A 10,951-nucleotide genomic window follows, 5' to 3' on the forward strand; every position below is an offset into this window, starting at 1 on the left:
ACAAAAATACAAACAGTTTATCAGGCTAATTAGCTTGTTTTGACCCGCGTGTTCGATAGGAAATGAGCATTGACGGCTTCGATACTCCTTTGCTTTTCAGCCTGGAATTTGGATGCTCATTGAACTTCCGGAGGGGAGCGCTTTATTAAGCTATCGAGATTCTGAGCAGGAGCTCTCACTGGTCTTCGATAATGGGACCAGCTTAATTCGCGACACAGTGTGTCGCGAATGGGAGTAGTCGTTAGGTGTCCTTCAATGGCTAGTCATATAAGAACGTCCAAGTGTCGGATTTTGTCATTTAGTGTCGTCCTCAGCGGCTATTCTGGAGGGTCGTGGTCAAAAAAGGGCAAATATGAGTACTGTTGCCATTATAGTTGCATTTATTTTGCTATAAATAGTAGCTCCTGATGAGACTTGTTCCCATTAGGAGCTACTTTTATTGAACATATGAGGAGAAATAGCGTCGTCTACGGACGTATGGAACGTTGAATAGTTCCTGAAGTGATCAAAATCGCTGCTACTAAACAGGTAGCAGTACTCATATTTGCCCTTTTTTGACCACAGCCCTCTCGGAAACCTTTCCAGAGGCGTCAAACAGCCATAATCCAAAGGTCGCCTCAAACAATTAGCCGGCTAAGAGCGTCCATGACTACCCAAAAGCTGTACGCCAGCATCCAAAGATGTCGAAAAATGTCGACTTTGGATGCTGGTGTACATGTTTGGGCCGTATGGGCTGGGGCCCTGGACGGACAGAGCGTGCATACTAGAGCAGATTCTCCTGCAGCCATGCGATGATGTCGCTCGATTCGTAGAGTGGTTTGCCGTCGATGAACAGGCAGGGAACCTGGCGTTTTCCGCCGACGGCGATGAGTGTCTGCTCGGCTTCGGTATCGGTCGAGATATTGCGCTCGGGGATGGTCACACCGTTATCGGCAAGGAATCGCTTGACTTTTATGCAATACGGGCAGCCGGTCATAACGTACAGCGTGAGCTCATGATTAGTAGCCATGGGTCTCCAATCGGTTGAAGTTTCGATTGAAATACCCAAAGCAGCCGCGGTCTATGCGCGCGTCAACGACGACTCGATGGCCTGGACCAGAAACGCCGTGGCTCCGGTGCCGCAGGGCTTGTCGTAGTAGTCAGCAAAGCGCTGGTCGGCAAGATAGCCGTGGGCGAGGCCCAGGTATGCTTCGTCTTGGGGCTCGTGTCCCCAGTTAAGGGCAATCCATCGACGGTGCATTGCGACAAGTTTGTGGGCCTCGTTGCTCTCTGGGTCGCCAATGCCCATGGCAATCGAAAGCTGGCCCAGAACAGCGCGTTCAAGTTCCTTCATGTCGTTCCATGTCTCGGGGTCCATGTCCAGCAGCGCTTCGTTTGCTGCATCGATAGCCTCATCGCCATAGCGCGCCCGCGCTTCGGCGCCGTAGCGCTCCTCGTTTTCCTGCACGGTGCGCCAGCGCTCCAGTTGCGGCAGGACGGCGCCCATGAGCGAGACGGCTTCGTCGAGCGACATGCCGGTGTTTTGCGCCAGCCGCGGGGCACAATCCTCAATCATCGCCTCCATCGTGGTCTCGTAGGTGTACTTGCCGTGGTCGTAGCACCACTTGCAGTAATGGTCGGTCGTGGCGCCCGTGGCATCGGTGCCGCAGTCGTCGGGCGTGAGTATCATGCCGCAGCTCTGGCAATAATGCTCGGACATTTCGAGCAGATGAGACAGAGGCTCGCCGGTCACGGCGGCAATGAGCTTCATCATGTCGATGCCCGGGGTGACTTCGCCGCGCTCCCAACGGCTGACGGCTTGGCGTGTGACGAAGAGCTTGGCGGCGAGCTGCTCTTGGGTAAGGTGATGGGCGCGACGGATGGCAATGAGCTTTTCTGCAAAGGCCATAGCGGCTCCTTTCTGCTGGTTGATGGCTTAAGCATACGCGGCGGCAGACGCCCTTCCAAGCAACCGTTGGTTGCACGACGGGCGACCGCGGCGAAGAATTGCGCGCAACGCCCCATGCCTCCATGCCGTACAATGACCGGCATGGAACCTATTGCACACATACATACCGACCTGCCGCAGAAGTTCGGCATTCCGCGCAACAGCTTTTTGGCGCCCCATCTGCAGGGACGCATCTTTTTTGAGCCGGAATTTGCCTCCAATGCAGCGGTTGAGGGCCTGGACTCCTTCTCTCACCTATGGCTGCTGTGGCGCTTCGAAAACGGAACGCCCGGCGGAACGGCTAAGGACATAGCCGCCGATGCCAAAACGCAGGACAGGTCCGGAACCAACGCAAAATGGTCGAAAACCGTGCGCCCGCCGCGTCTGGGCGGAGCCGAGCGCGTGGGGGTGTTTGCCACGCGCAGTCCGTTTCGCCCTAATCCCATTGGGCTCACCTGCGTCAAGCTCGATCGTGTCGAGCTCACCGACGATGGCCCCATCATCCATGTGCTGGGGGCCGACCTGCGTGACGGCACGCCCATCTACGACATTAAGCCCTACATTCCGTTTGCGGACTGCCACCCGGATGCGACCGGCGGCTGGATTGAGGATGCTCCGTGGCAAAAGCTCGATGTTGAGTTCCCGCAAGCGCTTCAAGACATGGTCCCGCCCGCAAAGTTCCCCGGTCTGGTCGAGGTCCTTCGCCAAGATCCGCGCCGCGCGGGCAGCAAGCACGAGCCAAACCGCGTCTATCATCTGGCCTATGCCGGGCTCGACATATCTTTTACGGTCGATAAAACCCAGCTAACCGTAGTCGCCGTCAACGACGCGCGAGACTAACCAGCCATTCGTCCGCACCCGTCAAATTAAGCGCCAAACCCCATGCCAAAATCGCCCGTGCTGGTGGACAATAACGCCTACCAAAACAATCACTTTGCACGGGAGTTCAGCATGAAATACGACTTTAGTTCGCTTATCGACCGCCACGGCATGGACTCCATCGCCGTTGACTCTTGGGGTGAGATCCCCGGTATGGCTCCGAACGCACCCGACGAGGGCTTCGACCGCATTCCCATGTGGGTGGCCGACATGAACTTTGCCACGGTGCCCACGGTCCAGGAGCACATCATTCAGCGTGCCCAGCACCCCATGTTTGGCTACTTCAATCCGCGCCCCGAGTACTTCGACCGCATCATCGAATGGCAGAGCCGCCGCAACGGCGTTGAGGGCTTGGCACCGGAGCATATCGGCTACGAAAACGGCGTGCTGGGCGGTGTCGTGTCGACGCTGCGCGCGTATGTCCAGCCGGGCGATGCGGTGCTGGTCCACAGCCCCACTTACATCGGCTTTACCAAGTCCATCGAGGCCGCGGGCTATCGCATTGTCCACAGCCCGCTTAAACTCGACGACCAGGGCGTGTGGCGCATGGACTTTGAGGACATGGAGTGCAAATTCGCCCAAAACCACATTCATGCCGCGGTGTTCTGCTCGCCGCACAATCCCTGCGGCCGCGTGTGGGAGCGCGACGAGATCGAGCGCGCCATGGACATCTATCGCCAGCACGATTGCGTGGTGATATCGGACGAGATTTGGTCCGATATCATCCTCCCAGGCCACAAGCATATCCCGACGCAGTCGGTGAGCGAGGATGCCCGCATGCGCACGGTTGCCCTCTATGCGCCGAGCAAGACGTTTAACCTGGCGGGTCTGGTCGGCAGCTACCACATCATCTACAACGAGACGCTGCGCGACCGCGTGTGCGCCGTGTCCAACAAGACTCACTACAACGAGATGAACGTCCTCTCCATGCACGCGCTTGTCGGTGCCTACCAGCCGCAGGGCTACGAGTGGGTGGACGAGCTCAACCAGGTGCTTGCCGGCAATATCGAGTACTTCTGCGATTACGTGGATGAGCATTTTGAGGGCGTGTCTTATTCGCGTCCGCAGGGCACGTACATGGTGTTTCTGGACTGCACCGAGTGGTGCCGCGAGCATGGCCGCGATATTCAGTGGCTGCTCGACGAGGGGGCGCGCGTGGGCGTGGGGTATCAGGACGGCCGTCCGTTCCACGGGCCCTGCCACATTCGCGTGAATCTGGCGCTGCCGCTTTCGCGCGTAAGGGAAGCGTGCGACCGCTTGGACCGCTACGTTTTTAATGCACGGTAAGTGAGCACTGCATGCGGGGCCTTCTGCCAAGTCGGCTGGAAGGTCCCGCATGGTAAAACGTCTGTAACCATTGGGCACTCGTGTGGTTTTGTTTGCTATTTTGTTTGCTATTATTTTTTACCATTTCAGTCTGTAAACAGGATCGTCTGGAGCTCGATGAAAAGACCCCGTCGCTCGGTTGCCATTTCGTTGTTTGTTGCGCTTGCGGTGGCGAGCGCCTTTGTCGTAGCGATAGCCGGCTGCTCCGAGTCGAATGGCAGGGCCTCGACGTCTGCATTAGAAGGCCTGGACGCCTCGCAGGTCAAGGACGACAATCTTAAGACGCTCAGCGTCGGTAGCGACCTCTATCCACCGTTTGTGTATACCGACGAGTACGGCGATATCGTTGGCCTGGACGTCGAGATATTAACCGAGGCTTTGGCCCGCATTGGTTACAAGCCAAAATACCAGCTGATCGATTGGGAAAAGAAGAACGAGCTGCTGGCGAGCGGCGAGCTCGATTGCGTCATGGGCAGCTTTAGCATGACGGGTCGCGAAAACGAGTATCGTTGGGCCGGCCCGTACCTTGCGAGCCGCCAGGTGGTCGCGGTCGATCCCCAGAGCGATATCTACACGCTTGCCGATCTTGAGGATAAGGTCGTGGCGGTCCAGTCCACCACCAAGCCCGAGGACATTTTGCTCAATCGTACAAATGAAAACGTTCCGCAGATCAAGGAACTCTACAGCTTTTCGGACCGCTCATATCTGAACCCGGCGCTCGTCGAGGGCCTGGTCGACGCTATCGCCGCGCATGAGTCCTCGTTCCTCACCTACGAAAAAGACTATGGTGTGACATATCGCATTTTGGATGAGCCGCTGCTAGAGGTCGGTTTGGGCACCGCTTTCGATATCAACGATACGCGTGGCATCGACGTCAAGCTCACTCATGCCTACCAAGAAATGCTTGCCGATGGCACCATGGAACGCCTGGTGTCAAAGTACTTCGATGACCCTTCGCCATTTTTGAATATGGAGGGCCTGTCATGATCGATGCGCCCGACCACGCTGCTCAGGAGCGGGGCAATCGTTCGGCAGGGGCATGGCTCCTTGTCGCTCTGCTGGGGATAGCGCTCTCGGTTGCTGCCGGCATGATGAGCTACGGTTACATGACGGCCCAAGCCGAGCAGCGCTTTGCCGACGTTGTCGATTACGTGGCGACGCAGAGCCTTTCCTACGATGCATTCAACAGCGCCTATACGACCAAAAACCTGATTCGCGTTATGGAGATTGCCGGAGAGGCGGCTCGCGATATGGAGCGCGACGGTTCGGTGGATAACGCCATGCTGGAGCAATATGCCGACCAGTTCAACGTGAGCGCGCTGATCGTGACGGACGCATCGGGCAATTTGGTGTCCGAGTCCTCGACGGGCGATGTGGACTACGGGTCGCTCGCTACGTATCTCAAAGAATCACCCGTGCTTGAGGTGGCAACTCATCCGCTTAAGTCCTATACCGCCCGCATCACGCTTGCGGATGATTCGGTCGCAGACATTGGCTGCGTGACTCGGCAGGATGGCGAGGGCATCGTTATCGCGGTAAGGCATCAGAGCGCGAAGGCGGTTGCAAGCAATACACTCAAACTGCAGAGCTTGCTTGATGGCTATGAAACCATCGATAGCGGCAATATCGTGATCGAAAGCGACGGCAAGGTCGTTGCGACCAATGCCGTTGAACCCACCGTATTGGGCGTGTTCGATCTGCCTGCGACGGATGTCTTCATTGTCGACGGTATTAAGGATCGATGCCTGGCCGGTAAGGTCAAATTGATTAACGCCGACGGCGAGTGGTATTTGGGCACATTTGGAAAAGCGCACAAATTCTATGTGTACACCTATGCTCCGGCGCGGCGTTACTTCGAGGTCGTCGCGGCTGTTGCTGCCGGCATGCTGGCGCTCTACAGCGGTTTTATAGCCGTTGTTGTGATGGTGCGTCGCCGCGCTGATCGCCGACGTTTGACGGACTTGCTGCAGCAGGAGCGCGACTATGGCGACAAGCTGGCAAAGGCGGCGCGTGAGGCCTCGTCTGCCAACTCGGCAAAGACAGAGTTTCTGCGTCGCATGAGCCACGATCTGCGCACGCCCATCAACGGCATTCGCGGCATGGTCGAGGTTGGCGATGCCAATGCGGACGATCTGCAAAAGCAGACTGAGTGCCGCTCGAAAATCTGGACGGCATCGGGACTGCTGCTCGACCTTGCCAACGAGGCACTCGATATGAGTCGCCTGGAGAGCGGGCAGGTCGACCTGAACCTCGTACCCACAAATTTGGTGGCACTCAACTGTGAAGTGCGCGATATTCTGGAGCGCCAGGCCGAGGAGCGTCTGGTGACAATTATCTGCGACCAGCAGACCCTTAATCATCCCTATGCTCGGGTGAGCGTGACGCACCTCAAGCGCTTGTTGCTCAATATTGCCGGCAATGCCGTCAAGTACAACCGCCAGGGCGGCTATGTTCGCCTGGTGTGCCGCGAGGTGGAGCCAGCGGATGGCGCCCCCGTCTATGAATACACGATCGCCGACAACGGTATTGGCATGAGCGAGGAGTTCCAACAGCACCTCTACGAGCCGTTTTGCCGCGAGGAGCAACAGGTGGAAGGCGCTTCATCGGGAACTGGCCTGGGCGCGCCTATCGCAAAACAGTTGGTCGAGCTTATGGGCGGAACCATGAGCTTTACGAGCGTCTTGGGGCAGGGGACGACGTTTACCATCCGCCTGCCGTTTGAGAAATGCAAGCGCTCCGAGATTCCTCGGGCAGTTCGCGCGGATGCGGGCGATGGCGATGCACTTCAGGGCCTGCGCGTTTTGCTCGTAGAGGATAACGATCTGAATGCCGAGATCGCGCAGTTTACGCTCAGCCGTGCCGGTGTCGTCGTGACGCATGCTAAGGATGGCGAGTCTGCCGTTGAGGCGTTTGCCGCAAGCGCACCGCACGAGTACGACGTGGTGTTGATGGACATCATGATGCCCGGCATCGATGGCCTTGAGACCACGCGTCGAATTCGAGCACTCGATCGCGAGGATGCCGCGACCACGCCGATTATTGCCGTGAGCGCCAACGCCTTTGCCGACGACCGCAGGCTTTCGCGTGAGGCGGGCATGGACGCGCACCTGAGTAAACCCGTGAGCTCGCAGGAGCTCGTCGAGGCGCTGGCGCACATCGCCGCCGACGTTTCATAAGCATATGGCCCGGTTCCAAGGTGGGTTGGAACCGGGCCATATTGTTATTGATGAGACCTGCTGAGGGGCTTACTTTTCCTGAATCTGCTTGCCGCAAAGATGCTCAATCGTAATCTCGTAGAGCTGGACGCCCTTAATGTCCTTGGCGATTTCCTCTTCGACTTCCTCGGCAGAAGGGTAGTACTTAAGCGCGAGCTGGCGGACTTTATCCTCGATAAACGCGGGAGTGTCATTCGCCAAGCGACAGCGGCCAAAGACCACGGTGCTCATAACGTAGGGAGCCCAGTCACCGTCCTTGTACCACTCGTTGCCGTAAACGGTAAAGCAGACCTTGTCATCGCGCTTGAGTGAATCGACCTTGTGGCCAGCCTTGGCGCCATGGAAATAAATCTTGTCGTGCTCGGTGTCAAAGAAGTAGTTGACGGGAATGGCGTACGGGTAGCCATCGTCGCCGTTGACGGCAAAGACGCCGCGCTTGCAGGTAGCGAGCAGTTCGCGCGCTTCCTCGTCAGTGATGGCGCGTTTCTTTCGACGTAAGGGCCTAAACATCGTTGGTTTCCTTTCTACTGGGCATGGTTGTTGAGCACAAACTATAGCGAAACGGATCCGTTTTTCTTGATGCGGGCGAGTATGTTTTTGAGCTTGTTAAAGTCGAGCGGTTTGGACAGATGGGCGTTCATGCCGGCGTCGTGTGCCGCCTTGGCGTCCTCGGCAAAGGCATTGGCGGTGAGCGCGATGATGGGGATATCGGCTGCATCGACCTTCTCGCTCAGGCGAATCGCGCGGGTTGCCTCGTAACCGTCCATGTCCGGCATCATAATGTCCATCAGGATCGCATCGAAACTGCCGGCGGGATGAGACAGGTACAGATCGACGACTTCGTTGCCGTTGACGGCGCGGGTGACCACGACGCCCTCGGATTCTAGCAGCGTCTGGGCAATCTCGGCATTCAATTCGTTGTCTTCGGCGAGCAGCACGTTCATGTCGGCGAGTGAGCAGTCGAGCGCCCTCTCGACCGTATTCGCCCGCGCTCGGGGGTTCTTGTCGATATCGAGCGGAATTTCCACGTAGAACGTGGTGCCCACATGGAGTTTGCTGGTGACTTCGATGGTGCCGCCCATCAGTTCAATAAGCGACTTGACGATTGGCATGCCCATGCCGGTTCCTTGGAACTTGCTGCGCGCATCGTCACCTTCTTGGGCAAACGGCTCATAGATATGCTTTAAAAACTCGGGAGCCATGCCAATGCCGGTATCCGAAACGCTAAAGCAAAAGAGCGCGCGCCCGTTATCGAGTGGCTTGGTCTTTGAGCTAAAGGTGACGGAGCCGCCGTGCTTGTTGTACTTAATGCTGTTGTCTAACAGGTTGATCATAATCTGTCGGATATGAGTGGGACTGCCGATCATGTATGGCCCCGTGGCGTACGGCAGACTATTGTCCTGCATTGTGATGCCGTTACTGGACGCGCGGAGCTTGCACAGCACTAGCGTATCGTCACAGAGCTCTTTGAGGTTAAAAGGCGCATGCTCCAGTGTTAGCTTGCGGTCTTCGATTTTGCCCATCTCGAGGATGTCGTTGATCAGCGAGAGCAGGTGATTGGCGGCAACGCGCGCCTTGGCACGGCTCTCGCGGGCGACTTGCATATCGCCTTCCTTCAATTCCTCGATCTCGATAAGGCCCAGGATACCGTTGAGCGGCGTACGGATGTCGTGGCTCATGCGCGTGAGGAATGCCGTCTTAGCGGCGTTGGCGGCATCGGCTTTTTTGCGCTCGGTTCGAGCGCGCACGAGCGCCCAGATGAGCAGGACGATGCCGACCGACAACATACCGATGAGGGTAGCTGCAATGGCGGTGCGGTTGCGATAAAGGAATTGAAGCGTGTTGGATTCCTGGGCCGTGTACGACGTGGAGGAGAAATTGCTTGCGGAGAGCGATTCTCCGGCATTGATGATGCCCTTGTTGATGATTCCCAACAGCTCGGGTTTTCCGCGCGAAATCCAGCACGAGAGCTCACAGGTGTCAGGGAGCTCGGTCGTCTCGCAGTCCTCGAGATCGTAACGGTCACCGATGGTTTTTACGCGTGAACTGGGAGCGACGATGCAGTGCGTCGTTCCCTTCCTGAGGGCGTCGAACGCTTCATCGTCGGATTGGTATTCGGTCACGGTCGCTGTGGGGAACAGACTTTCAAGTGCATTTTTGTTGACAAACGATGATTTGGTACAGGCGATGTTCTGAAGGTTTTTGTTCAGGTTGCTGCCGGTGTGGATGGCGGTGAGGGATATGGTTCCCAACGATACCGACTGCACAACGCCTGTTTGCTCGGCAAACCAGTAATCTCGGTATACCGGCAGCGCAACGTCTATGCTTTCCTTTGACAGGGCCTTTGACATCATCTTGTAGCTATCAAAGGCGACGGTTTTGACCGTAATGCCAAATTTATCGTGTAGCGTCGTCGCAAGCGATGCGAGCGAGCCTTCCATTTCGCCGTCTTCGTTCTCGTTGCAGTAGGGGAGTTTGCCCGTAATGTAGCCGAGCGTGATGGTGTTGTCATTTGCTTTGAGCCAGGAACGTTCGGGTCCGTTGAGCGATGATGAGCCGCTGTTTTGGGTCGAGTAGTGAGATTTTACTTCGTCGTTATAGCGTGGGTTGACGCGGGCGATTGCCGTCATGGCGGCATTGATGTCGTCCATCAGGTCGGGGCGGCTTTTGGGAACGGCAAAGTAGTAGTCGTTCGAACCAATGTAGAACATGGGGGAGGCATTGGGCGACGAGATTGTGTCGTTCATGATGACGGCATCGACTTCGTCGTTTGCGAGCGCGTCAAAGAGATCGGATCCTCCGTCATACTCCTTGTATGTGCAGGCGATTCCTTCGCTGGCGAGCCATTGCTGGCCAACGAAGGTTTGCATGACGTCGGGGTTGCAACCGATAGTGAGACCCTGGAGTGCTTGAGGGTCACCCTTTGCAAGGTCGTCACGGTCGGGCCTGGCGTAGATGTAGTAGCGCTCGGTGCCCTCGGGGTTCGAGGAAAAGAGCAGCTTTTGGGCACGTTCCTCGGAGTAGGAGATGTTGGGCATGAGGTCGATCTCGCCTGCCTCGAGCATGTCCATAAGCTCGGTGAAGGTGCCGGAGACGTATTCGTACCGCCAGCCGGACGTGTAGTACGACAGGGTCTGGAGGTACTCGTAACCCCATCCCGAGAGACGCTCGCCGGGGGTGCCGTCCTGGAAGCCCTCGTTGCTGACGAGCCAGCCGACGCGGACCGTCTTGACTTGCTGATCGGTATTGGCGGCATAGGCGGGGGCGGGCATGATGGTGCTCAGTACGGCGAGCGCAGCAAGCGCGACGGCCAGGGTGCGATATATAACTGAACGAAGGACAGTGGCAGCTCTCACATGCAATCCTAACGAATCGAGACATTGCCGCATAAGGATACCAGCTCAGCCTGCCCAGTCGGCAGCTGTACCGCTAAACGCTCCCGCCCGGCAGTTGGGGACAGTCCCTTTCTGCCGGCACAGACGATATGAGCAGGACATAAAAACATTGAGAGCCCCTGCTGCATGAAAGACCGCGGATTAGGCCGACAATGGTGAGTGTCTAATCCAACCGTGGCGGCCACGCCGCATTCATGGAAGGGGCTCCC

General features: G+C 57.1%; 8 protein-coding genes. 4 read left to right on the forward strand and 4 right to left on the reverse strand.

Features of this window, described 5'->3' with window-relative positions; genetic code table 11:
- Nucleotides 1-763: 763 nt before the first annotated feature.
- Together GDJ93_RS09905 and GDJ93_RS09910 are read right to left on the reverse strand one after the other, a co-directional pair.
- Nucleotides 764-1,009, reverse strand: coding sequence for a glutaredoxin family protein (locus GDJ93_RS09905; RefSeq protein WP_152068661.1), 246 nt, complete (start codon nt 1,007-1,009; stop codon nt 764-766).
- A 51-nt stretch (nt 1,010-1,060) separates the two neighbouring features.
- A complete protein-coding gene (locus tag GDJ93_RS09910; RefSeq protein ID WP_152068662.1) occupies nt 1,061-1,888 on the reverse strand; it encodes a TipAS antibiotic-recognition domain-containing protein in 828 nt (275 codons plus the stop codon).
- Nucleotides 1,889-2,029: 141 nt separating this feature from the next.
- On the opposite strand from GDJ93_RS09910, the gene GDJ93_RS09915 reads away from it, so the two are divergent.
- From GDJ93_RS09915 to GDJ93_RS09930, 4 genes are all read left to right on the forward strand, one after another.
- Nucleotides 2,030-2,767: a tRNA (N6-threonylcarbamoyladenosine(37)-N6)-methyltransferase TrmO gene (locus tag GDJ93_RS09915; RefSeq protein ID WP_226812593.1), complete on the forward strand. Its 738-nt coding sequence runs from the start codon at nt 2,030-2,032 to the stop codon at nt 2,765-2,767.
- Nucleotides 2,768-2,878: 111 nt separating this feature from the next.
- Nucleotides 2,879-4,093, forward strand: a complete 1,215-nt coding sequence (locus GDJ93_RS09920) for a MalY/PatB family protein (RefSeq protein ID WP_152068664.1) — start codon at nt 2,879-2,881, stop codon at nt 4,091-4,093.
- A gap of 156 nt (nt 4,094-4,249) precedes the next feature.
- Nucleotides 4,250-5,119 (forward strand): substrate-binding periplasmic protein, encoded by an 870-nt coding sequence (locus GDJ93_RS09925; RefSeq protein WP_152068665.1) that lies wholly within the window; start codon nt 4,250-4,252, stop codon nt 5,117-5,119.
- A complete protein-coding gene (locus GDJ93_RS09930; protein WP_152068666.1) occupies nt 5,116-7,308 on the forward strand; it encodes a hybrid sensor histidine kinase/response regulator in 2,193 nt (730 codons plus the stop codon). The genes GDJ93_RS09925 and GDJ93_RS09930 overlap by 4 nt, the downstream gene beginning before the upstream one ends.
- A 69-nt stretch (nt 7,309-7,377) precedes the next feature.
- On the opposite strand, the gene GDJ93_RS09935 is transcribed toward GDJ93_RS09930, so the two are convergent.
- Both GDJ93_RS09935 and GDJ93_RS09940 read right to left on the reverse strand, forming a co-directional pair.
- Nucleotides 7,378-7,857 (reverse strand): pyridoxamine 5'-phosphate oxidase family protein, encoded by a 480-nt coding sequence (locus GDJ93_RS09935; protein ID WP_152068667.1) that lies wholly within the window; start codon nt 7,855-7,857, stop codon nt 7,378-7,380.
- A gap of 41 nt (nt 7,858-7,898) precedes the next feature.
- Nucleotides 7,899-10,703 carry an ATP-binding protein gene (locus GDJ93_RS09940; protein WP_193221527.1) on the reverse strand — a complete coding sequence of 935 codons (2,805 nt, stop codon included), beginning with the start codon at nt 10,701-10,703 and terminating at the stop codon, nt 7,899-7,901.
- Nucleotides 10,704-10,951: the final 248 nt, after the last annotated feature.

The sequence above is a fragment of the Collinsella aerofaciens genome (assembly GCF_902501475.1).
GTDB classification, from domain to species: Bacteria; Actinomycetota; Coriobacteriia; order Coriobacteriales; family Coriobacteriaceae; genus Collinsella; species Collinsella aerofaciens_AL.

Coding starts and splice junctions, on each gene's coding strand:
- GDJ93_RS09905 (WP_152068661.1), bottom strand. CDS start 1,009: ATGGCTACTAATCATGAGCTCACGCTGTACGTTATGACCGGCTGCCCG.
- GDJ93_RS09910 (WP_152068662.1), bottom strand. CDS start 1,888: ATGGCCTTTGCAGAAAAGCTCATTGCCATCCGTCGCGCCCATCACCTT.
- GDJ93_RS09915 (WP_226812593.1), top strand. CDS start 2,030: ATGGAACCTATTGCACACATACATACCGACCTGCCGCAGAAGTTCGGC.
- GDJ93_RS09920 (WP_152068664.1), top strand. CDS start 2,879: ATGAAATACGACTTTAGTTCGCTTATCGACCGCCACGGCATGGACTCC.
- GDJ93_RS09925 (WP_152068665.1), top strand. CDS start 4,250: ATGAAAAGACCCCGTCGCTCGGTTGCCATTTCGTTGTTTGTTGCGCTT.
- GDJ93_RS09930 (WP_152068666.1), top strand. CDS start 5,116: ATGATCGATGCGCCCGACCACGCTGCTCAGGAGCGGGGCAATCGTTCG.
- GDJ93_RS09935 (WP_152068667.1), bottom strand. CDS start 7,857: ATGTTTAGGCCCTTACGTCGAAAGAAACGCGCCATCACTGACGAGGAA.